Origin of the sequence: Plantactinospora mayteni (assembly GCF_016862935.1) — a bacterium.
Lineage (GTDB): Bacteria > Actinomycetota > Actinomycetes > Mycobacteriales > Micromonosporaceae > Plantactinospora > Plantactinospora mayteni.
The window spans coordinates 19,448-42,156 of record NZ_BONX01000075.1 but is presented as its reverse complement, the minus strand read 5'-3'; the positions used below and the strand labels follow the sequence as shown (position 1 = coordinate 42,156).

Below are 22,709 nucleotides of genomic sequence, written 5' to 3'. Positions count from 1 at the left end.
GACGGCGACCGTGGTGGCTTCCGCAGGCCGGACCGGGACGGCCGGAGCGGCTCCCGCGAGGGCTTCCGGTCGGGCGGCGACCGCGCCGACCGTGGCCGCGCCGACGAGGGCCGGCGGGAATGGAAGCCCCGGCAGGGAACCGGCCAGTCGGGCCGGGACGGTGCCGGGGCGGGAGCGGGCGGCTACACCCGCTCTGAGGGTACGGACCGACGTGACCGGGGTGACCGTTCCGGCAGGCCGAGCGACAACACCCGGGAACCCGCTGGTCCCGCCCTGCCGGAGGAGATCGTCGCCACGGACCTCGACAGTGCGGTCCGGGCCGAACTGCTCTCCCTGGCCAAGCCGGTCGCGGAGACGGTCGCGCGGCATCTCGTCGCGACCGGTGCGCTGATCGACGACGATCCGAACCTGGCTCTGGAGCACGCGCTCGCCGCCCGGCGCCTGGCGGCCCGGATCGCGGCCGTGCGTGAGGCGGTCGGGCTGGCGGCGTACCGGGCGGGTGAGTGGCAGACGGCGATCGCCGAGCTGCGGACGTACCACCGGATGAGCGGGCGGCAGACCCACCTGGCGGTACTCGCCGACTGTGAGCGGGCGCTCGGGCGTCCGGAGCGGGCGATCGACCTCTACCGGGGCGCCGACCGCGAGTCGTTGGACCAGTCCGGGGCGGTGGAGTTGTTGATCGTGGCGGCCGGGGCCCGTGCCGACATGGGTCAGGGCGACGCGGCGGTGGCGATGCTCCAGGTACGCGAACTGACCGCCACCCCGGCCGAGCCGTGGACGGCCCGGCTGCGTTACGCGTACGCGGACGCGCTGCTCGGGGTGGAGCGGCGGGAAGAGGCACGGGAGTGGTTCGCCCGGGCGGCCGAGGTGGACGAGTTCGGTGAGACCGACGCCGCCGAGCGGCTGTTGGAACTCGACGGTGTCGTCCTCGAAGGCGACGAGGACGAAGACGAGGACGACGACGTCACCGACGACGGCGAATCCGACCGGGTGGCCGACGCCGACGCCGACGCCGACGCCGAGGCCGAGGACTCGGACGACGCATCTGCTCGGCGGGATCGCGATCCGGAGGACGACGACGAGGACCGGGACGACGAGGACGAGGACGACGACGAGGACCGGGACGACGAGGACGACGACACGTACGACGGCGACGACGAGGACGACGAGGATGCTCGGCCGGACGACGTGAAGGTTGAGGCGGACGTGGACGCCAAGGCCGGGGCCGTTGAGGTGGCCGGTCCCGAGGACGAGCGGGCTGCGGTGGAGACTGCTGCGGCGGAGTCTCGTACGGCGGAGGCTGCTGTGGGCGAGGCGGACCTGGGTACCCGTCCGGTGCATAGCGCGGAATCGTGAGCGACTCCTCGGCGGGCGGCCGGTTGGTCGACGCGTACGACCTGGTGATCTTCGATCTGGACGGCGTGGTCTATCTCGTCGACCGGCCGATCGAGACGGCGGTCGCGGCGGTCGGCCGGCTGCACGCCGAGGGCAAGCCGTTGGCGTACGCGACGAACAACGCCTCCCGGCGCGCGGACGAGGTTGCCGCGCTGCTCACCGGGATGGGACTCGCCGTGCGGCCGGAGGAGGTACTCACCTCGGCGGCTGCCGCGGCGGAGCTGCTGGCCCACCGGTTTCCGCCGGACTCCCCGGTGCTGGTGGTGGGTGCGGAGGCGCTCCGGACCGAGATTCGTGACGTCGGGCTGCTCCCCGTCTCCCGGCTGGAGGACGCGCCGGTGGCGGTGGTGCAGGGCTACGGACCGGAGGTCGGCTGGGCGGATCTCGCCGAGGCGGCCCTCGCGGTACGGGCCGGTGCCGACTGGTTCGTCACCAACACCGACCGGACGCTGCCGACCGCCCGTGGTCCGGTACCCGGGAACGGCTCGCTCGTCGCGGCGGTGCGTACCGCGCTGGCCCGCGACCCCGACGTGGTGGTCGGCAAGCCGGAGCCGGCCCTGTTCACCGCCGCCGCCCGGCGGTTCGGCGCGGCCCGCCCGCTCGCGGTCGGCGACCGGCTGGACACCGACATCGAGGGCGCGGTCCGGGCGGGAATGGGAAGTCTGCTGGTACTCACCGGGGTCTCGGCGCCGGTCGACCTGCTGCACGCGCCGCCGTCGGCCCGACCGGACTTCGTGGCGAGCGACCTGGGCGGACTCTTCGACCCGGCCCGGGTCGCCCGGTTGACCACCGACCCCGCCGACGCCATCGGCGCCGGCTGGCAGGTGGTCGACGGCGGCCCGACGGTGCTCACCGGGGAGGGGTCGAGCCTGGCCGCGCTGGCCACGCTCTGTGCGGCCAGTTGGTCCGGAGTGCCGGTCGACGGCGTCGAGCCGGGCTCCGAGGCGGCCCGGAAGGCCCTCGGGGAACTCGACCTGCTGCGCTGACCCGCCACCGCCGGCAGGCCACACTGCCGGGCCGGCCGCAGACACCGGGCCGGCGGCACCCACCGGGTCGGTACGGACCGGAGCGGCCGGTACGCCTCGTGGGTGAGGGTGACCGCCCGGCGCGGTCAGAGCGGGTGAGGGTGACCGCCCGGCGCGGTCAGAGCATCTTGCGGAGCTTGAGCAGGTCGAACGGGTTGGCGTTGATCGACATCTGCCGGGAGGCGAGCGCCTTCGGCACGTCCAGTTCGCCCCGGACGAGACTGATCAGGTCGTCACTGGTGGTGCTCAGCGCGATCTTCGCCTTGGGATCGTCCCCGTCGGCCAGCTCGACCAGGCGCCCGCCGGTCAGCCGGCCGTGGAACGCCGTGCCCAGGTCGGTGATCCGGCACGCCAGGGTCCGCTCGAGATCGACCTGCTTGCGTACCTTGTCGGCGTTGGCATCCATCCGGGCCGCCAAATCGTGCAACGCCTGCCGACACTCGTCCACGGTCGCCATCGTCGTGCCCCCTCGCATCACGCCACGCCCGTCCCCCGGGCACCGTACCGCACTGGGCGGGCCGGGACGCCCGGTAGCGTGACAACCTGAACTGTCGGCACCCGCGAAAGGACCGGGGTATGCAGGATGCGTGGCGGGCCTACCTTGAGCTGGCCCTCGGGCTGACGGAGGCGTCGAAGAAGCGCGCCCAGACCGCCGCCAGGAAGCTGGTCGGCTCCAGCGGTGCCACGGCCGCCCAACTGCAAACCATGGCCGAGGAGCTGGTCTCCACCGGGATGGCCAACCGGGAGGCGCTGATCCGGATCATCCGGGTCGAGATCGACCGCACCCTCGCCGCGCTCGGGCTGGCCAGCGCGGACGAGGTCACGGCGCTGGCCGACCGGGTGGCCCGGTTGGAACGGGAGCTGTCCGCGGCCCGGGCGGGTGCGCCGGCTGGCCCCGCCGGTATGGCGACCGCGGCGGCGGCGGGCGGCGGCGTACGACCGCCGGACGCGGGTGTGCCGGCCGGAACCGGCGACCTGGCCAAGAAGGCACTGGCCAAGAAGACGGTCGGGAAGAAGGCGGTGGCGAAGAAGGCTGTGGCCGAGAAGGCGGTCGGGAAGAAGGCGGTGGCGAAGAAGGCCGCCGCGCCCGAGGCGGTCGCCAAGCAGGTGGTGGCGAAGAAGACAGTGGCGAAGAAGGTTGTCGCAAAGAAGGCCGGCGCCGGCAAGGCGGTGGCCAGCAAGAAGTCGGCCCCGGGCAAGGCCGTGGCCAAGCGTGCGGCGGCATCGGGCGGCGGTGCGGCATGATCTCCGCCGGAGACCGGACCCGGCGGGGGACCGGACGGAGCGGAGGGGCGGCATGAGTCAGGTACCCGTACCGGGGCCGTTCCGGCCGGCTCCACCCGGCTCAGCGGCGGCACGGCCGGTTCCCGGTCCGGGGTCGGCCGCTGGGCGGAGCGATCCGGTCGGCAACCCGACCGGCCCGGACGGGGGCGGTTCCGGCCACCCCGCCGTGGACGCGGTGCTACAGGCGATGGCGAACGCCGCGAACCTGCCGCCGGCCGACCAGATCGCCCAGTACGAGGCCGCGCACCAGACCCTGCGGGAAACCCTCGCCACGATCGACCAGGCGTGAGCCCAGTCCCCTCGGAGAACTCTCGATGGCACGTCGTACCCGGCTCGACGCCGAACTCGTCCGCCGTGGGCTGGCCCGGTCCCGGGAACAGGCAGCGGCCCTGGTCGAGGCCGGGCGGGTGCAGGTCCGCGGGGTACGGGCCCACAAGGTGGCCGCGATGGTGGACCCGGCGGACCCGGTCCGGGTACTCGGCGAGGACCCGAGCACCGAGTACGTCTCCCGGGGCGGCCACAAACTGGCCGGCGCGCTGGCGGCGTTCGCCCCCGAGGGGCTGGACGTCACCGGCCGGCGCTGCCTGGACGCGGGGGCCTCGACCGGCGGTTTCACCGACGTGCTGCTCCGGGCCGGTGCCGCCGAGGTGGTGGCGGTGGACGTCGGCTACGGCCAGTTGGCCTGGGCGATCCGGTCCGACGAGCGGGTCCGGGTATTCGAGCGCACGAATGTGCGTACCCTGACGCCCGACACCATCGGCGGCACCGTGACCCTCACCGTCGCGGACCTGTCGTTCATCTCGCTCCGCCTGGTGCTGCCGGCGCTGGCCGGCTGCACCGTCCCGGACGGCGACCTGCTGCTGATGGTCAAGCCGCAGTTCGAGGTCGGGAAGGAACGGGTGGGCAGCGGTGGGGTGGTACGTGATCCGCAATTGCGGGCCGAGGCGGTGCTCGCGGTGACCGACGCGGCTGCCGGGCTCGGGCTCGGCCTAGCCGGTGTGGTGGCGAGTCCGCTGCCGGGGCCGAGCGGCAATGTGGAGTTCTTCGTCTGGCTGCGTGCCGACGCGCCGCCGCCGGACGAGGCGCAGGTCGCAGCGGTGGTGACGGCCGGGCTGGCCGGCCCGGCGGTGGCGCGGGAGGGAGCCCGATGACCCGGACGGCCCTGCTGGTCACGCACACCGGACGGCGGCGGAGCACCGAGCACGCCCGTACGGTCGCGGCGGACCTGATCCAGGCCGGCTTCGAGGTCCGGGTGGTGGCCGAGGAGGCCGACGACCTGGACCTGCCCGGGGTGACCCCGGTGAGTCTGCTCGGCGCGGCCGAGGGCGCCGAGATCGTCTTCGCGCTCGGCGGCGACGGCACCTTCCTGCGCGCCGCCGACCTGGCCCGGCCGGCGAAGGCACCGCTGCTCGGCATCAACCTCGGCAAGGTCGGCTTCCTCGCCGAGGCCGAGATCGACGACCTGGACCAGGCGGTCCGGGACATCGTGGACCGGAACTACACAGTGGACGAGCGGCTCACCCTCGACGTCCGGGCCGAGTTCGAGGGCGGCCCGGTGATCGAGTCGTGGGCGCTGAACGAGGCGAGCGTGGAGAAGGGCGAGCGGGCCCAGATGCTCGAGCTGCTCGTCGACGTCGACGGCCGACCACTGTCCCGGTACGGCTGCGACGGTGTGGTCTGCGCGACGCCGACCGGCTCCACCGCGTACGCCTTCTCGGCCGGTGGACCGGTGGTCTGGCCGGAGGTGGAGGCGCTGCTGCTGGTGCCGATCAGCGCGCACGCGCTGTTCAGCCGGACGATCGTCACCGCGCCGACGGCGACCTTCACCATCACGGTGGACCCGTTCACCACCCTGGCGGTGCTCTGCTGCGACGGCCGCCGGGTCTACGACCTGCCGCCGGGGGCCAGGGTCACCGTGCAGCGGGGTGCGCTGCCGGTGCGGATCGTCCGGCTGCGGGCCCGGCACTTCACCGACCGGCTGGTGGCCAAGTTCGGCCTGCCGGTGCATGGCTGGCGCGGCAACCGCCGCTGACCGCGTCGGGTGGCGGCGCCGCCACACATCGCTCGGGGACGCGTGCCGGATACCGATCGGGACGCGTGCCGGGTGGTCAAGTGTCGGGGACCGCTACTACTGTCGGTGGCTGTGCTGGAAGAGCTGCGCATCACCGGACTGGGCGTCATCGAGGACACCACACTGCCGCTGACCCGCGGTATGAACGTCATCACGGGCGAGACCGGCGCCGGAAAGACAATGGTGGTGACCGGTCTCGGCCTGCTCTTCGGCGGGCGGGCCGACGCCGGCCGGGTGCGCGCCGATCCGGGGCGGGCCGTGGTGGAGGGGCGGCTGCGGCTGGCCGGCAATGCCGCGACGGCGGTGCACGCCCGGGTGGTGGACGCGGGCGGTGAGCCGGACGACGACGGGTCGGTGCTGCTCAGCCGTACGGTCACCGTGGAGGGGCGGTCGCGGGCGCACGTGGCGGGCCGCAGCATGCCGGTGTCGATGCTGTCCGAGGTGGGCGAGCAGGTGTTGGCCGTACACGGCCAGTCGGACCAGCTCCGGCTGCTCCGGCCGGCCGAGCAGCGGGCCTCGCTGGACCGGTTCGGTGGGCCGGAGCACGAGAAGCTGCTGGAGAGCCTGCGCGAGTCGTATGCGCGGTGGCGGCGGGTCTCCGACAACCTGGCCGACCGGCGGCGCAACGCGCGGGAGCGCAACCAGGAGGCGGACCTGCTGCGGTTGGGCCTGGACGAGATCACCCGGGTCGACCCGCAACCGGGCGAGGACGAGGAACTCAAGGCCGAGGCGCAGCGGCTGGAGCACGCCGAGGGGCTGCGTACGGCCGCGCAGACGGCCCAGCACTGCGTGGCGGGTGCCGCCGAGCCGACCGACGAGATGGCCGACGTGACCACCCTGCTCGGGCACGCCCGTCGGACGCTGGAGGCACAGGCCGGGGTGGACCGGACCCTCGGCGACCTCTCGGTACGGATGGAGGAGGTCGCCACGCTGGTCGGGGACATCGCCGCCGAGCTGTCCGGCTACCTCGCCGCGCTGGACGCCGATCCGGCCCGGTTGCAGGTCATCTACGAGCGCCGGGCGGCGCTGCGCGGCCTGACCCGCAAGTACGCCGACGACGTCGACGGGGTGATCGCCTGGGCGGACCGGGCCCGGGCCCGGCTGTCCGAGCTGGACACCTCCGACGAACTCCTCGACGAGCTGGACAAGGAGCGGCAGCGGCTGGCCGGCGAGGTGGCCGAGTTGGCGGGCCGGCTCTCGGCGGCCCGTCGCGAGGCGGCGATCCGGTTCGCCGAGCAGGTGACGGTGGAGCTGGCCGGGCTGGCGATGCCGCACGCCCGGATCGAGGTGGCGGTGCTGCCCCGGCCGGCGGGCAAGGCCGAGCCGACGCTCACCGTGGACGGGGCCGAGGTCGGGGTCGGTCCGGACGGGGCGGACGAGATCGAGCTGCGGCTGATGGCCCATCCGGGCGCCCCGTCGCTGCCGTTGCAGCGGGGTGCCTCCGGCGGTGAGTTGTCCCGGGTGATGCTCGCCATCGAGGTGGTGTTCGCCGGCTCCGGTGGTCCGCCCACGCTGGTCTTCGACGAGGTCGACGCCGGGGTCGGCGGGCAGGCGGCGGTGGAGATCGGCCGCCGGTTGGCCCGGTTGGCCCGCAGCCACCAGGTACTGGTGGTGACGCACCTGCCGCAGGTGGCCGCGTTCGCCGACCGGCATCTGGTGGTGGCCAAGGACACCGGCGGCGCGGTGACGACCAGTGGGGTACGGGTGGTGGAGGACACCGACCGGGCCCGGGAACTGGCCCGGATGCTCGCCGGTTTGCCGGACTCCGATCTGGGTATCGCCCATGCAGAGGAACTTCTGGCCGTGGCCGCCCGGGAACGACACTTCTGAGGCTGCGGCACCGCGCGTGCAGCGGAGTGTGACCCTGGGGAGCACGATCCGTGGTACCGAAATGAATGGTGTGACGCCGACCACACCCGGCCGGGCATGAATGTGGTTCCCTTGGGGTGGCGGCCCTGCTCAGGCATGTCGCGACAGAAAGCTCTGCCTCACATGCCAGGATGGTTGGGATGCGTTTACCCACGTTGCGCCGGGCCCGGAGCGCGGAACCGGGCAAAGTCGTCGGCACCGCGCGCCTTGACCGCCGGACGAAGCGCCTGGTCAGCCGGCTGCGGCCGGGTGACATCGCGGTGATCGACCATGTCGACCTGGACCGGGTGGCGGCCGATTCCCTGGTGGCGGTCGGCGTCGCCGCGGTGCTCAACGCCAAGCCGTCGGTCTCCGGCCGCTATCCGAACCTCGGCCCGGAGGTGCTGATCAAGGCGGGCATCCCCCTCCTCGACGACCTCGGCGAGAGCGTCTTCCAGCACATCCGGGAGGGCGACACCGTCCGGATCGACGGCAACACCGTGCTGGTCGGCGAGGAGCCGGTCGGGCACGGCAGCCGGCAGGACGCCGAGTCGGTGGCCAAGGCGATGTCCGACGCCCGGGAAGGGCTGTCGGTGCAGTTGGAGGCGTTCGCCGCCAACACCATGGAATACCTCAAGCAGGAGCGGGAGCTGCTGCTCGACGGTGTCGGTGTGCCGGACGTCGAGACCCCGATCCGGGGCCGGCACTGCCTGATCGTGGTCCGGGGCTACGACTACAAGGCCGACCTCGACGTGCTGCGCCCGTACATCCGGGAGTTCAAGCCGGTGTTGATCGGCGTGGACGGCGGCGCGGACGCGCTGGTGGAGGCGGGTTACACGCCCGATCTGATCATCGGTGACATGGACTCGGTCACCGACGACGTGTTGCGGTGCGGCGCCGAGGTGATCGTGCACGCCTATCCGGACGGGCGGGCGCCGGGACTGGCCCGGGTGAACGGGCTCGGCGTGACCGCGCAGACCTTCCCGGCCGCGGCCACCAGCGAGGACCTGGCGATGCTGCTCGCCGACGGCAAGGGCGCCTCGCTGATCGTCGCGGTGGGCACCCACGCCACCCTGGTCGAGTTCCTGGACAAGGGTCGCGGTGGGATGGCCTCCACCTTCCTGACCCGGCTCAAGGTCGGCGGCAAGCTGGTCGACGCCAAGGGCGTGAGCCGGCTCTACCGGCAGAGCATCTCCGGGTCGTCGCTGTTGCTGCTGGTGCTCTCGGCGCTGGCCGCGATGGCGTCCGCGGTCGCCGTCTCCACCGTTGGAAAGGCTTACCTCGGGGTCGCCTCCGAGTGGTGGGACAATGTCGTATTCCAGCTTGGACAGCTCTTCTAGCCAGTGCTGGTGTCCTCCCGGCCCCGAATGATGATCAAGAGGCGCTTGTCGTGATCAATTTCCGGTACCACGTGGTCTCGTTGACCGCGGTGTTCCTCGCCCTGGCAATCGGTCTGGTCGTGGGTACCGCGGCGCTGAACGGTCCGGTCGCCGACTCGCTCAAGGACCAGGTCAGCGCGCTGGGCAAGAAGAACGAGCAGCTCCGCGAGTCGGTGAACAACCTGGAGACCGAGGTCCAGCGCGAGGAGGACTTCGTCAGGGAGGCGGCGCCGCACATGCTCAAGGGCACCCTCGCCGGGCGGCGCGTGCTGCTCGTCGTGCTGCCGAGCGGGCAGGACCAGGTCGACGGGGTCGTCGACATGCTTCGGCTGGGCGGCGCCTCGGTCACCGGGCGGATCGACGTACAGGAGAAGTTCCTCGATCCGGACAGCAGCGTCCTGCTGCTGGGTGTCGCGGCCAAGGCGGTCAGACCCACCGTCCCGGACGTCGGGCTGCCCAGCGGCGAGGGTGTGGAGAAGTCCAGCGCCCTGCTGGCCAGCGCGCTGCTGGACCGCCCGGAGGGCGGCTCGCCGGTGACCGACGCCGACCGGCGCTCGGTGCTGGACGACTACAGCGAAGAGGGCTACCTCAACGTGCCCAACAAGATCACCGGTTCCGCCGAGGCGGTGGTGGTGATCAGCGGCCAGCCGTACGTCGACCGGGACGCGACCCGCAAGGACCGGTCCGTGGTCCAGCTCGCCGAGCAGTTCGACAAGGCCGGGGCGATCGTGGTCGCCGGCAACGGCAGCAGCGGCGGCAACCTGGTCGCCGAGGTACGCCGGGATCCGGCGCTGTCCAAGACGATCTCCACCGTCGACAACACCAACACCGTGCAGGGGCAGCTCGTCACCGCGCTGGCGCTGGTCCGGCAGATCACCGAGAAGCGGGCCGGCGCGTACGGCGTCGGCGCGGGTGCCGGATCGCTGCTGCCGGAAATGCCCGAGTGACCGCCCGGCGAAGGGGCGCCCGGGCCCGGGCGCTCGGCGTCGGCATGCTCTTCGCCGGTGCCGCCCTGCGGGGTGTGCTCGCCGGCCCGTGGGCCGGCGGGCTGCGCCGGACCAACTTCCGGGGCCGCACCGTCACCCTGGCCGCCGGCCCCGCGCTCGCCGTCGGCGCGGCCGTCGGTGCCGCCGCGGGCGCGCCGAGCCGGCCGGCCGGCGCCGCCGCCCTGGTCGCCGGCCTCTCCTGCGGAGCCGTCGGGCTCTACGACGACGTGGTCGGGGCCCGGCCGGAGCAGAAGACCGCAAAGGGCTTCGCCGGGCACCTCGCCGCGCTCCGCCAGGGGCGGGTGACCAGCGGCGTCGTCAAGATCGCCGGGGTGGGTGCGGCCGGGCTGGCCGCCGCCGCCCTGCTCGCCGCCGACCCGACGGTCCGGTCCCATCCGGGCCGCCGCCGCGCCGGACGCCCCGCCGGGATGGTCGACCTGCTGCTCGGCGCGGGCGTCGTCGCCGGTACCGCGAACCTGGTCAACCTGCTCGACCTGCGGCCGGGGCGGGCGCTCAAGTCCGGCGTGCTGCTCGGCGCGCCGCTGCTGCCCGGCCCGACCGGTGGGCTCGCCGCCGGCCCGGTCGGCGCCGCCGCCGCGCTGCTCCCGGCCGACCTCGACGAACGCGTCATGCTCGGCGACAGCGGGGCGAACGCCCTCGGCGCACTGCTCGGCGTCGCGCTGGCCGCCCGTACCGGGCCGGTGGGGCGGGCCGGGGCGCTCGCCGTGATCGCCGCGCTCACCGCCGCCAGCGAGAAGGTCAGCTTCACCCAGGTGATCCAGAACACTCCGGGGTTGCGCGAACTGGACGCCCTGGGCCGGCGACACTCCTGAGGTGGGCAGACCGGCACCCCTGGTCGGCGCCGGGCGGCTGGCCGGCGCCGCCGCGCTGATCGCCGTACTCACCGTGGCCAGTCGACTGGCCGGGTTCGGGCGTACCGGGGTCTTCACCTGGCTGATGGGCGACCGCAGCGACCTCGGCGGCATGTACGTGGTGGCGAACAGCGTCCCGAACATCGTCTTCGAGATCGTCGCCGGTGGGGCGCTGGCGAGTCTGGTCGTACCGCTGCTGGCCGGCGCGGTGGCGGCCGGTGACCGGGCGGCGGTGGCGGCCACCACCGGAGCGCTGCTGACCTGGACGGTGAGCCTGCTCGTGCCGCTCGCGGTCGCGGTGGCGCTGCTCGCCGAACCGATCGTCGGACTGATCTCGGAGCACCGGAGCACCGCCGAGATCGAGGCCGGCGCGCGGATGCTCCGGGTCTTCGCCCCGCAACTGCCGCTGTACGGGATCGGCATCGTGCTGACCGGGGTGCTCCAGTCGTACCGGCGGTTCGCCTGGCCGGTGATCGCACCGCTGCTGTCCAGCGTGACCGTGATCGGGGTCTACCTGGCGTTCGCGGCCGTCGAGGGGGTGCACCCGACCATTGCCGAGGTCGGGCGGGGCGGCGAGCTGATCCTTTCCGCCGGTACCACCCTCGGGGTGGTGGTGCTCTCGCTGTCGCTGCTCGCCCCGGTCCGCCGGCTGCACCTGCGACCCCGACTCGGGTACGGCTTCGCCGCCGACGCCCGGGGCAAGATCGGCGGGCTCGCGCTGGCCGGCGCGGTGACGGTACTCGGCCAGCAGGTCGCCCTGGTGGTCAGCCTGCGCCAGCTCAGCGGTGGACCGACCGGTGCGGAGATCGTGTTCAACCTCGCCCAGACGGTGTACCTGCTGCCCTGGGCGGTACTCGCCGTCCCGCTCGCGGTCGCGGCGTATCCGCAGCTCGCCGCCGCGCACGCCACCGGGGACGAGCCGGGATACCGCAGCACGCTGGCTCCGACCGCCCGCCGGGTACTGCTGTTCAGTTGCCTCGGCACGGCGGCGCTGATCGGCACCGCCGAACCGGTGGCCCGGTTCTTCTGGCCGGACAGCGGGCCGACCCAGGTGGCCGCCGTCGCCGGGTTCGCACCGGGGCTGCTCGGCTACGGGCTCTTCGCGGTACTCACCCGGGCCCTGTACGCGCGCGGCGCCACCCGGCCGGCAGCCGGCGCCACCCTGGCCGGCTGGCTCGTCGTACCGGTCGCCGCGGTGGGGCTCTCCGCCGCCTTCCCGGCTGACTATCGGGTGTTCGCGGTCGGAGCGGCGAACTCGGTCGGCATGCTGGTGTTGGGAGTACTACTGGTCGTCGCCGTCCGGCGCAGCGCCGGGCCGGCCGCGTTGACCGGATTTACCAGGTCAGCGCTGATCGGGCTGCTCGCCGGAGCGGTCGCGGCGGTAGTCGGTGCGGCGTGCGCGCACTGGTTGCCCGGCTTCGGGGGTGGTACCCCGGCGCGAGTCGACGCACTCGTGCAGGGCATGCTGTCCGGAGTCGCCGTAGGCGCGGCTTTCGTCGCGGTCGCCTATCCGCTGGACCGGCACGACGTCCGGCCACTGCTGGCGATGCTGCGCGGACGGCTGCGCGGCGTGCTGGCGCTGGCCCACCGGGGCGGGCCCGCGGCGCGGCGGCGGGACGGGGCGGAGACGGATCGCGGGGACCGGCCGGACGCGGCCGACCCGGGCGAGGACGACGGGAAGGAGCGGGTGTCGCGGTGAGCGAGCTTGAGCCGGCTCGACCGGAGGACCGCGCCGAACCGGACGTGCCGGCACCGACGGCCACCGTCGGGCAGGCCGGCTCGGTCGTCCTGGTGCTCGCCTCCAGTACCGGCGGCGTCGGTCAACACGTCACCTCACTCGCCCGGGGGCTGGTCGGCACCGGAATGACGGTCACCGTCTGCGGTCCGGCCGCGACCCAGGAGCAGTTCGACTTCACCGCCGCCGGGGCCCGGTTCGTACCGGTGGAGATCCCGGCCAGCCCCACCCCGGCCGACGCGCGGGCGGTCACGGCGCTGCGCCGGGCCCTGGCCGAACCGGTCGGCGTGGTGCACGCGCACGGCCTGCGGGCCGGCCTGGTGGCGGTGCTCGCCCGGCCGGCCGCCCCGGTCGTGGTGACCTGGCACAACGCGGTGCTCGCCAGCGGGCTGCGCGGGCGGCTCTCCCGGCTGGCCGAGCGGATCGTCGCCCGGCGGGCCCGGGTCAGTCTCGGCGCCTCCGCCGACCTCGTCGAGCGGGCCGCCGCGCTCGGTGCCCGGGACGCCCGGCTCGCCCCGGTCGCCGCACCCACCCTGCCGGCGCCCCGGCGCAGCCGCTCGGCGGTCCGGGCCGAGTTCGGCGTCGCCCCGGCCCAGCCGCTGATCCTCTCCGTCGGCCGGCTGCACCCGCAGAAGCGGTACGACCTGCTGGTCGACGCCGCCGCCCGGTGGCGCGAACTGGATCCGCCGCCGGTGGTGGTGATCGCCGGCAGCGGCCCGAGCTATCTGCCGCTGGCCGCCCGGATCTCGGCAGCCCGGGCCCCGGTGACGCTGCTCGGGCACCGTACCGACGTGGCCGACCTGCTGGCCGGAGCCGACCTGGCCGTGGTGACCAGCGACTGGGAGGCGCGGCAGCTCTTCGCGCAGGAGGCGTTGCGGGCCGGCGTACCGCTGGTGGCTACCGCCGTCGGCGGGGTGCCGGAGCTGGTGGGCGAGGCGGCGGTACTGATCCCGCCCGACGACGTGGACGCGGTGGACGAGGCGGTCCGGGTACTGCTCGACGATCCCGCCCGCCGGGACGCCCTGGCCGAGCTGGCGACCGTACGGGCCGCGCAGTGGCCGACCGAGGCGGAGACCGTCGCCGCCGCCGCCGCGCTCTACGCCGAACTCGGCGCGGTCCGGCCCACCCCGCCGGCACGACCGGAGGATTCGACCGCGGATCCCGCCGATCCGGCGCCGGCCGGTTTCGGTGCGGCACCGCCGGAGGAGTCCGAGCGGACCGGTGGCGGCCGGCCGCCCTCCGCCGGGTGGGAGACCGGTTCGTCGGCGGGGCGCGGCTGATGCTGCGCCGGCTGGTCCCCGTGCTGTTGACCGCGGCGGTGGTGGCGCTCGGCGTCGCCGCGCTCGTCGTCCGGCCGGCCACCCGGTCGCCGGAGCAGACCGCCGACTACGTGCTGCTGGTCGGGGTACCGGGGCTGCGCTGGGACGACGTCGATCCGCAGAACACCCCGACGCTGTGGCAGATGGCCGAACGCGGTGCGATCGGCTCGCTGTCGGTGCGGTCGGCCCGGCAGCCGACCTGCCCGGTCGACGGCTGGCAGACCCTCGGCGCGGGCAACTTCGCCGCCTGGGACGGGACGGTCGTCACCGAGCAGTGCCCGGAACTGGACCTCACCGTCGAGCAGCCGGACGGGATCAGCGCCAACCTGCCCGACCAGCGGGCGACGGTCACCCACAACCAGGACAAGCTGCGCTGGGGCACCATGCCCGGTGCGCTGGCCGAATCGGTGCGGTGCACCGTCGCGGTCGGCCCGGGCGCCGCGGTCGCCGCCGCGAGGCCGTTCGGCCGGGTCGACCGGTACGCGGCGGAACTGCCGCCCGATCCGGCCGGGCTGCTCGACGACTGCGTACTCAGCATCATCGACCTCGGCACCGTCAGCGGCGACGACCCCGCCGTCCGGGCCGCCGCCGCCCGTCGGGCCGACGCCGTGCTGGCCCGGGTACTGGCGGCCCGGCCCGAACGGTCCCTGGTGATGGTGGCCGGCGTCGCCGACACCGACCAGTCGTCCCGGCTGCACGTCGCGGTGGCCGACGGCCCGGGCTGGGGACGCGGCTGGCTGACCTCGCGCAGCACCGGCCGGGACGGCTACCTGCAACTCGTCGACCTGGCACCCACGGCGCTGGCCGCGCTGGGCCGGCCGGCGCCCGAGCGACTCTTCATCGGCCGGCCGGCGGCGGTGGTCGAGGGCCGGCCGGCCGACCTGCCCACGGCGATCGCGGCACCGGCCGACGCCGACCGCGAGGCCCGGGCCCAGCAGCAGGTGGCCGAGTGGTTCTTCCTGCTGCTGGCCGGGCTCCAGTGCCTGCTCGCGGTGGCCGTACTGCCACTGCTGCGCCGGGCGCGGCGCGACGCCGGCCCCTTCGGACCCGCCCCGGTGCCCCGGCGGGTGGTCGCGACGGTCGAGGTACTGCTGATCGCCGCCGCCCTGGCGATCCCGGCCGCGCTCGTCGCGGACGTCGTCCCGTGGTGGCGGGGCGAGCACGCCGGGTTCTACTTCGGGCTGGTCACGGCGGTGGTGCTCGGCCTGGCCACCGCAGCGGTACGACTCGCCCGGGCGTACCAGCGCACCCTCTGGCCGCTGGGCAGCGTGGCCGCGCTGGCCGCGCTGGTCGTCGGCGCGGACGTGGTCACCGGGGCGCGTCTGCAACTCAACGGCGTCACCGGATACTCGGCCCTGGAGGGCGGCCGGTACGCCGGCGTCGGCATCGTCGGCCTCGGGGTCTTCATCGCCGGCAGCCTGCTCTCGGCGGCCTGGCTGGCCCAGCGGGTACGCCGCAGCTGGCGGCCGGCCGTGGTGGTGCTGGTCGGGGTGCTCGGGGTGATCGTGGTGGGCAGCCCCTACCTGGGCGCCGACGCGGTGGGCGCGGTCGCGCTGACCGCCGGGGTGAGCATCGCCGCCGCGATCAGCACCGGCGGCTGGCTCAGCCTCGGCCGGCTCGCCTGGGCCGCCATCGCCGGTCTGGCGGTGACCATCGGGTTCGTGGTGATGGACCTGCGGCAGCCGTTGGACCAGCGGGGCAGCCTCGGCCGGTTCCTCACCGCCGTCGGCGACGGCACCAGCGGGCTGACCGTGCACCGCTCCGGCGCGGCGAACCTGGCCGCCCTGGCCGGGAGCCCGCTGACCGTCCTCGCGCTGGTCGGTGCGGTGCTGGTGTGGTTCGCCCTGCTCCGTCCCTGGGGTGGGCTCAAGCGGCTGTTCGGGATCTATCCCGCCATGCGGGGCGGAATGGCCGGTATTCCGGTGGCCGCGGTGATCGCCGGCCTGCTCGGCGGGTCGGCCCTGAACGTCGCGGGTGCGGCGGCGGCGCTGACCGTGCCGATGGCCGCCCTGGCCGCGTTGCGGGTGCTCGACCACGCCACCGACCGGACCATGCCGGCCACCGGACCCTGCCTGGACGAGACGCCCGGCTCGGCCGCGCCGACCGCCGGCCCGGATCCGGTACCCGACCGCCCGGTCAGTCCGGATCCGGTACCCGACCGCCCGGTAAGTGAGGTGGAATCCGGGCCGGCGCAGCCGTCGGCCGAGGTACCGGCAGGCTGACCAGCAGCGCGTCGGTGGCGGAAACGGGTGCCCCCGGCAGGCCGGGTGGGGTTGGTGTTACCGTGGAATCCCGTGGATCACGTGGATCACCTGGCTGATCCGACACCGGTTCGCACGACCGCGACAGACGACCACGGGAGCAGGCCTTGGCCCCTTCAGTACGGACGACCAGGCACATATTCGTCACCGGTGGGGTTGCCTCCTCACTCGGCAAGGGCCTGACCGCCTCCAGCCTCGGAAACCTCCTCACGGCGCGGGGCCTTCGGGTCGTGATGCAGAAGCTCGACCCCTACCTGAACGTCGACCCCGGCACCATGAACCCGTTCCAGCACGGTGAGGTCTTCGTCACCGACGACGGCGCCGAGACCGACCTCGACGTCGGGCACTACGAGCGGTTCCTCGACCGCGCGCTCTCCGGCAAGGCGAACGTCACCACCGGCCAGATCTACTCGGAGGTGATCGCGAAGGAGCGCCGGGGCGAGTACCTCGGGGACACCGTGCAGGTGATCCCGCACATCACCAACGAGATCAAGGCCCGGATCCTGGCCATGGCCGACCCGGACGAGGACGGCCGTACCCCGGACGTGGTGATCACCGAGGTCGGTGGCACGGTCGGCGACATCGAGTCGCTGCCGTTCCTGGAGGCGATCCGGCAGGTCCGGCACGACCTCGGCCGGGACAACTGCTTCTACCTGCACGTGTCGCTGGTGCCGTACCTGGCGCCGTCGGGGGAGCTGAAGACGAAGCCGACCCAGCACTCGGTGGCCCAACTGCGCAACATCGGTATCCAGCCGGACGCCATCGTCTGCCGCTCCGACCGGGAGATCCCGGACAAGCTCAAGCACAAGCTGTCGCTCTACTGCGACGTCGACCGGGAGGCCGTGATCGCCGCCCCGGACGCGCCGAGCATCTACGACATCCCGAAGGTGCTGCACCGGGAGGGCCTGGACGCGTACGTGGTGCGCCGGCTCGGGCTGTCGTTCCGGGACGTCGCCTGGCAGAGCTGGGACGACCTGCTGGAGCGGGTGCACCACCCGCACCACACCGTCCGGGTCGCGCTGGTCGGCAAGTACGTCGACCTGCCCGACGCGTACCTGTCGGTGAGCGAGGCGATCCGGGCCGCCGGGTTCGGCCACCGGGCCCGGGTGGAGCTGCACTGGGTACCGAGCGACGAGTGTGTCACCGCCTCCGGTGCGGCAGCCGCGCTGGCCGGGGTCGACGGCATCGTCATCCCCGGCGGTTTCGGGGTACGCGGCATCGAGGGCAAGATCGGCGCCGCCCGGTACGCCCGGGAGAACGGCATCCCGATCCTCGGCCTCTGCCTCGGCCTCCAGTGCATGACCATCGAGGTGGCCCGGCACCTGGCCGGGCTGGACGGCGCCAACTCGCTGGAGTTCGACGAGAAGGCCGGGCACCCGGTGATCGCCACCATGGCCGACCAGGAGGACATCGTCGCCGGCCGGGGTGACCTGGGCGGCACCATGCGGCTGGGCGCCTACCCGGCGCGGCTGACCGAGGGCTCGCTGGTCGCGCAGGCGTACGGGAACACCGAGGTCAGCGAGCGGCACCGGCACCGGTACGAGGTGAACAACGCCTACCGGGACGCGCTGACCAAGGCGGGTCTGCACATCTCCGGTACCTCCCCGGACGGCCGGCTGGTCGAGTTCGTCGAACTGGACCGGTCGTTGCACCCGTTCTTCGTGGCGACCCAGGCACATCCGGAGTTGAAGAGCCGGCCGACCCGGCCGCACCCGCTCTTCGCCGCGTTCGTCGGCGCCGTGGTCAGGTACTCGGCCGCGGACCAGCTCCCGGTGGAGTTGGCGCCGGCGGCTCCGGCCGCGTCGGCCGTCACCGGTGTCTCCGGGCCGGGGGCCGCCGCTGCCACCCTGGCCGCCGAGCGGTCCGAGCTTGCGGACCTCGCCGAGGCGGAGGACGCCGCCGGACGCAACGGGCAGGCCCGGTCCCGCTCGGCGAAGGCACGCTCGTCGTCGTGACCGGCGGCCCGGTCGGGTCGGGTCCGGTCGGGTCGGGTCGCGTCCCGGTCGGGTCGGGTCCAGAGCGGTGCAGAGGGTGGCGGTGCGGGGGAGTGAGCGGTGGAGAGGGTGGCGGTGCGTGAAGCGTGGCGGTGGCGGGTGTGAACGGTGCAGAGGGTGGCGTGTGAGGGGTCGAGGGGCGGCGGTGCGGGCGTGAACGGTCGGGCCGACGGGCACGGCTACGAGGTACGCGAGCGGCGGGAACGGTTCCGGGGCAAGGTCTTCTCGGTGGTCACCGACCAGGTCGCGATGCCGGGCGGCCGGGTGGTGCCCCGGGACTACGTACGACACGTCGGGGCGGTCGGGGTGCTCGCCCTGGACGAGCGGGGGCGGGCGGTGCTGATCCGGCAGTACCGCCACCCGCTGGGCCGGGTGATCTGGGAGCTGCCCGCCGGGTTGACCGACGTCGCGGGGGAGGCGCTGCCGGCGGGCGCGCTGCGGGAACTGGCCGAGGAGGCGGATCTCGTCGCCGGCCGGCTCGACCTGCTGGTGGACGTGCACACCTCCCCGGGGTACTCGGACGAACTGGTCCGGATCTTCCTGGCCCGGGACCTCTCCGAGGTACCGCCGGAGCAGCGGCACGAGCGGCGTGACGAGGAGGCCGGGCTGGAGGTGATCCGGGTCGACCTGGACGAGGCGGTGTCGATGGTGCTGGCCGGCGAGATCACCAACGTGGCCTGTGTCGCCGGGGTGCTCGCGGCGGCCCGCTCCCGGGACCGGGGCTGGGCGGAACTCCGCCCCGCCGACTCGCCCCTGCCCTGACCACCGCCACCACCACCACCACCACCACCCGCAGGCCGATCCCGACGGGGTTCGCCGGTTCGCCGGAAACGCCGTGCCTGACATACCGTCAAGGTTGCCGGTTACCCGCTGTCACAATGCTGGCTGCCGGCGCCCCGCCCCGGTCCTAGACTTCCGCGGGCGGGACGGTGGACCGCGGTGGCAACGGAGCCGCCGCGCGTCGCGCGGCCGGGGCCGGTAGCCCCCGGAGAGAGGTGTCGGAATCGTGAAGGTCGGAATTCCGCGCGAGGTCAAGAACCGCGAGTACCGGGTGGCCATCACCCCGGCCGGGGTGCACGAGTTCACCCGTGCCGGCCACGAGGTGTACGTGGAGACCGGCGCCGGAGCCGGGTCGTCCATCACCGACGCCGAGTTCGAGGCCGCCGGGGCCACCATCCTGGGCGACGCCGACGAGGTGTGGGGCGTCGCCGAGCTGGTCCTGAAGGTCAAGGAGCCGGTCGTCGAGGAGTACCACCGGATGCGCGAGGGGCAGGTGCTCTTCACCTACCTGCACCTGGCCGCCTCGAAGGCGTGCACCGACGCGCTGCTCGACCGGAAGGTGACCGGGATCGCGTACGAGACCGTCGAGCTGCCCGACCGGTCGCTGCCGCTGCTCGCCCCGATGTCCGAGGTCGCCGGCCGGCTCGCCCCGCAGGTGGGCGCGTACCACCTGATGCGCTCCGGCGGTGGGCGCGGCGTGCTGATGGGCGGCGTCTCCGGGGTGTACGCCGCCAAGACCGTGGTGATCGGGGCCGGGGTCTCCGGCCGGAACGCCGCCGCGATCGCGCTCGGGCTCCAGGCCGAGGTGCTGCTGCTGGACCGGGCGGTCGGCCAGTTGCGCCAGGCCGACGCGATCTACCGGGGCCACCTCCAGACGGTGGCGTCGAACACCTACGAGATCGAGCGGGCCGTCCTCGACGCCGACTTGGTGATCGGTGCCGTGCTGGTGCCGGGTGCCAAGGCGCCGACGCTGATCAGCAACGAACTGGTCTCCCGGATGAAGGCCGGCAGCGTACTGGTGGACATCTCGATCGACCAGGGCGGCTGCTTCGAGGACTCCCGGCCGACCACACACGACGACCCGGTCTACCCGGTGCACAACTCGCTGTTCTACTGCGTGGCGAACATGCCCGGTGCGGTGCCGCACACCAGCACGTACGCGCTGACCAACGTCACCCTGCCGTACGCCCTCGAACTGGCCAACCACGGCTGGCGGGAGGCGCTGCGCCGCGACCCGGCCCTCGCGCTCGGGCTGAACACCCACGCCGGGCAGGTCACCTACGGCCCGGTCGCCGAGGCGCACGGGATGGGCACCCTGCCGCTGGCGGACATCCTCGGATGAGCCGCCCCGAACCGGCGCCGAGCGTCGCTGCGACCGCGACCGCGACCGCAACCGCGCCCGGCGACCGGGGGCCGGGGCCGAGGGTCGGTGGAGCCGTGCGGGATTGCCGAGGGCCGGCCTGACCGCGCCGCCGCAGCCGGCCGGTGACGGGCCCGAACCGTCGCCGGCGCTGCGACGTGCCGTGCGCGGCTACCTCGACCACCTCACCGTCGAGCGCGGGCTGTCGACGAACACGCTCACGTCGTACCGCCGGGATCTGGAACGGTATCTGGCGACGCTGGCCGCCGGCGGCGTCGAGGACCTGGCCGCGGTCGGGCCGGCCGAGATCGCCGCGCACGTCGCCCGGCTGCGGGCCGGCGCGGACGGTCACCCGCCGCTCGCGGCGGCGTCGGCGGCCCGGGCCGCCAGCGCGGTCCGCGGCCTGCACCGTTTCGCGGTCCGGGAGGGCCTGGTCGGCCAGGACGCGAGCCGGGACGTACGCCCGCCGGTCCCGCCCCGGCGGCTGCCCCGGGCGCTGGACGTCACCGAGGTGGTCCGGCTGCTGGAGACCGCCGGAGCGGTCGACGCGACCGGGCCCCGGGCCGCGCTGTCGCTGCGGGACCGAGCCCTGCTGGAATTCCTGTACGGCACCGGCGCGCGGATCTCCGAGGCGGTCGGCGCGGCCGTCGACGACCTCGACCTGACCGACGGCTCCGTGCTGCTGCACGGCAAGGGTGGCCGGAGCCGGCTGGTGCCGGTCGGCGGGTACGCGGCCGAGGCGGTCCGGGCCTACCTGGTCCGGGCCCGGCCGGCGCTGGCCGCCGCCGGCCGGGGTGGGCCGACGGTCTTCCTCAACGCCCGGGGCGGACCGCTGTCGAGGCAGAGCGCCTGGACCATCCTGCGCCGCGCCGCCGCCCGGGCCGGACTACCGGTCGACGGGGCACGCGCGGTCTCCCCGCACACGCTGCGGCACTCGTACGCCACCCATCTGCTCGACGGCGGCGCCGACGTACGGGTGGTGCAGGAACTGCTCGGGCACGCCTCGGTGACCACCACCCAGGTGTACACGTTGGTCACCGTGGACCGGCTCCGCGAGGTGTACGCCACCGCGCACCCCCGGGCACGCGGCTGACCCGGGCGATCCCGGTCGCGCCACCGGCGGGGTACTGTCGGGCGGCGGGCCGATCCCGGTCGGCTCGTGGGGGTCGGCTCGTGGCGGTCGGCGGCAGGTTCGACACGCCGAGACGGTGCCCACTACGGTGCTGCGACGTGGCGTAGAGTCGAGATCTGGCGCGGCCTCGTGAGGCGGTAATCGAGGTTCGCGGCGGCGCCGCAGAGGACACCGTTCGGCTCCGACGCCGGGCAGTCGTCGGGAGGGGGCGTACGAGGACATGGCTGGAAACGGCGACCGTGCCGAGGCGTGGACCTCGACTTTGCGCGAGCAGCAGTCCGCCCTGGACCTCGGCGCCGAGCTGGGTCCGGCCGACCCGGCCGCGTACACGATGCGCAAGCCGATCCCGGAACCGATGCCCACCGACCGGCACGGGCCGGCCAGGATCATCGCGATGGCCAACCAGAAGGGCGGGGTGGGTAAGACCACCACGACCATCAACCTTGGCGCCGCACTGGCGGAATACGGCCGCCGGGTGCTGCTGGTCGACTTCGACCCGCAGGGGGCGCTCTCGGTCGGCCTGGGCGTCAACCCGCACAACCTCGATCTGTCGGTCTACAACCTGCTGATGCAGGACGACGTCAGCGCCGAGGACGTGCTGATCAAGACGGACGTGGCCGGGTTGCACCTGCTGCCGGCCAACATCGACCTCTCGGCCGCCGAGATCCAGCTCGTCAACGAGGTCGCCCGGGAGATGGCACTGGCCCGGGTGCTGAAGTCGATCCGCAAGGAATACGACTACGTACTGATCGACTGCCAGCCGTCGCTGGGCCTGCTCGCCATCAACGCCCTCACCGTGGCGGACGGCGTGCTCATCCCGCTGGAGTGCGAGTTCTTCAGCCTCCGTGGTGTTGCCCTGCTGCTGGACACGATCGACAAGGTCCGCGAGCGGCTCAACTTCGACCTGGAGTTGGAAGGCATCCTCGCCACCATGTACGACAGCCGCACCACGCACTGCCGGCAGGTGCTCCAGCGGGTGGTGGAGGCGTTCGGCGACAAGGTCTACCAGACGGTGATCACCAAGACGGTCAAGTTCCCCGAGTCCACGGTCGCGGGCGCGCCGATCACCACGCTGGATCCGGCCTCCTCCGGAGCCCGCAACTACCGCCAGCTCGCCCGAGAGGTGATCGCCGCGCAGGCCGAGCGGTAACCAGGTGGGCGGTTCCGGCCGAGGTCGGCCGGCGGTCTCGCGTTTCGTCCGTCCGGGCCCGGATCGGTGCCCGCCATGTCGAGGATCATCGGGTGAGTGACGGTACCGGGGCGACGCT

The 22,709-nt window shown here is 73.9% G+C and carries 17 protein-coding genes and 2 pseudogenes; 18 read left to right on the top strand and 1 reads right to left on the bottom strand.

The genetic code is table 11. The features are described 5' to 3' along the window. Positions 1-324 precede the first annotated feature (324 nt). Together Pma05_RS40480 and Pma05_RS40475 are read left to right on the top strand one after the other, a co-directional pair. Positions 325-1,356: a tetratricopeptide repeat protein gene (locus Pma05_RS40480; protein WP_239314145.1), complete on the top strand. Its 1,032-nt coding sequence runs from the start codon at positions 325-327 to the stop codon at positions 1,354-1,356. Beyond that, entirely contained in the window at positions 1,353-2,381 is a 1,029-nt protein-coding gene (locus Pma05_RS40475) for an HAD-IIA family hydrolase (protein ID WP_203862842.1), read from the top strand. The genes Pma05_RS40480 and Pma05_RS40475 overlap by 4 nt, the downstream gene beginning before the upstream one ends. A 157-nt stretch (positions 2,382-2,538) precedes the next feature. On the opposite strand, the gene Pma05_RS40470 is transcribed toward Pma05_RS40475, so the two are convergent. Continuing rightward, positions 2,539-2,877 (bottom strand): SCP2 sterol-binding domain-containing protein, encoded by a 339-nt coding sequence (locus tag Pma05_RS40470; protein ID WP_203862841.1) that lies wholly within the window; start codon positions 2,875-2,877, stop codon positions 2,539-2,541. 119 nt (positions 2,878-2,996) lie between these two features. Between Pma05_RS40470 and Pma05_RS40465 the strand changes: the two genes are divergently transcribed. The 16 genes and pseudogenes from Pma05_RS40465 to Pma05_RS40390 all read left to right on the top strand — a co-directional run bounded on the left by Pma05_RS40465 (position 2,997) and on the right by Pma05_RS40390 (position 22,591). Then, positions 2,997-3,665, top strand: coding sequence for a phasin family protein (locus tag Pma05_RS40465; protein WP_203862840.1), 669 nt, complete (start codon positions 2,997-2,999; stop codon positions 3,663-3,665). A gap of 52 nt (positions 3,666-3,717) precedes the next feature. Then, positions 3,718-3,993 carry a hypothetical protein gene (locus tag Pma05_RS40460; RefSeq protein WP_203862839.1) on the top strand — a complete coding sequence of 92 codons (276 nt, stop codon included), beginning with the start codon at positions 3,718-3,720 and terminating at the stop codon, positions 3,991-3,993. A 25-nt stretch (positions 3,994-4,018) separates the two neighbouring features. Continuing rightward, positions 4,019-4,855 (top strand): TlyA family RNA methyltransferase, encoded by an 837-nt coding sequence (locus tag Pma05_RS40455; protein WP_203862838.1) that lies wholly within the window; start codon positions 4,019-4,021, stop codon positions 4,853-4,855. After that, the gene (locus tag Pma05_RS40450) at positions 4,852-5,736 is read left to right on the top strand and encodes an NAD kinase (RefSeq protein ID WP_203862837.1); all 885 of its coding nucleotides are present in this window, start codon (positions 4,852-4,854) and stop codon (positions 5,734-5,736) included. Before Pma05_RS40455 ends, Pma05_RS40450 begins: the two co-directional genes overlap by 4 nt. 111 nt (positions 5,737-5,847) lie before the next feature. After that, on the top strand, positions 5,848-7,605 hold the full coding sequence (recN, locus tag Pma05_RS40445) for a DNA repair protein RecN (protein WP_203862849.1): 1,758 nt from the start codon (positions 5,848-5,850) through the stop codon (positions 7,603-7,605). Between the two features lie 179 nt (positions 7,606-7,784). After that, positions 7,785-8,963 carry a putative cytokinetic ring protein SteA gene (steA, locus tag Pma05_RS40440; protein WP_203862836.1) on the top strand — a complete coding sequence of 393 codons (1,179 nt, stop codon included), beginning with the start codon at positions 7,785-7,787 and terminating at the stop codon, positions 8,961-8,963. A gap of 50 nt (positions 8,964-9,013) precedes the next feature. Continuing rightward, entirely contained in the window at positions 9,014-9,949 is a 936-nt protein-coding gene (locus Pma05_RS40435) for a copper transporter (RefSeq protein ID WP_203862835.1), read from the top strand. 44 nt (positions 9,950-9,993) lie between these two features. After that, positions 9,994-10,821 (top strand): hypothetical protein, encoded by an 828-nt coding sequence (locus Pma05_RS40430; protein ID WP_203862848.1) that lies wholly within the window; start codon positions 9,994-9,996, stop codon positions 10,819-10,821. A gap of 1 nt (position 10,822) precedes the next feature. After that, on the top strand, positions 10,823-12,559 hold the full coding sequence (gene murJ / locus Pma05_RS40425; RefSeq protein WP_203862834.1) for a murein biosynthesis integral membrane protein MurJ: 1,737 nt from the start codon (positions 10,823-10,825) through the stop codon (positions 12,557-12,559). A 44-nt stretch (positions 12,560-12,603) separates the two neighbouring features. Beyond that, positions 12,604-13,749 (top strand): annotated as a pseudogene (locus Pma05_RS40420) (glycosyltransferase family 4 protein); the annotation flags it as partial. Between the two features lie 125 nt (positions 13,750-13,874). Beyond that, positions 13,875-16,136 carry a hypothetical protein gene (locus tag Pma05_RS40415; RefSeq protein WP_203862846.1) on the top strand — a complete coding sequence of 754 codons (2,262 nt, stop codon included), beginning with the start codon at positions 13,875-13,877 and terminating at the stop codon, positions 16,134-16,136. A 146-nt stretch (positions 16,137-16,282) separates the two neighbouring features. Continuing rightward, positions 16,283-18,019 (top strand): annotated as a pseudogene (pyrG, locus tag Pma05_RS40410) (CTP synthase); the annotation flags it as partial. Positions 18,020-18,322: 303 nt separating this feature from the next. Further along, positions 18,323-18,931, top strand: a complete 609-nt coding sequence (locus Pma05_RS40405; protein WP_239314138.1) for an NUDIX domain-containing protein — start codon at positions 18,323-18,325, stop codon at positions 18,929-18,931. 244 nt (positions 18,932-19,175) lie between these two features. Further along, on the top strand, positions 19,176-20,291 hold the full coding sequence (gene ald / locus Pma05_RS40400; protein ID WP_203862833.1) for an alanine dehydrogenase: 1,116 nt from the start codon (positions 19,176-19,178) through the stop codon (positions 20,289-20,291). A gap of 103 nt (positions 20,292-20,394) precedes the next feature. Beyond that, on the top strand, positions 20,395-21,402 hold the full coding sequence (locus Pma05_RS40395; RefSeq protein WP_239314137.1) for a site-specific tyrosine recombinase XerD: 1,008 nt from the start codon (positions 20,395-20,397) through the stop codon (positions 21,400-21,402). A gap of 259 nt (positions 21,403-21,661) precedes the next feature. Next, the gene (locus Pma05_RS40390) at positions 21,662-22,591 is read left to right on the top strand and encodes a ParA family protein (RefSeq protein WP_203862832.1); all 930 of its coding nucleotides are present in this window, start codon (positions 21,662-21,664) and stop codon (positions 22,589-22,591) included. The last annotated feature ends 118 nt before the right edge of the window (positions 22,592-22,709 follow it).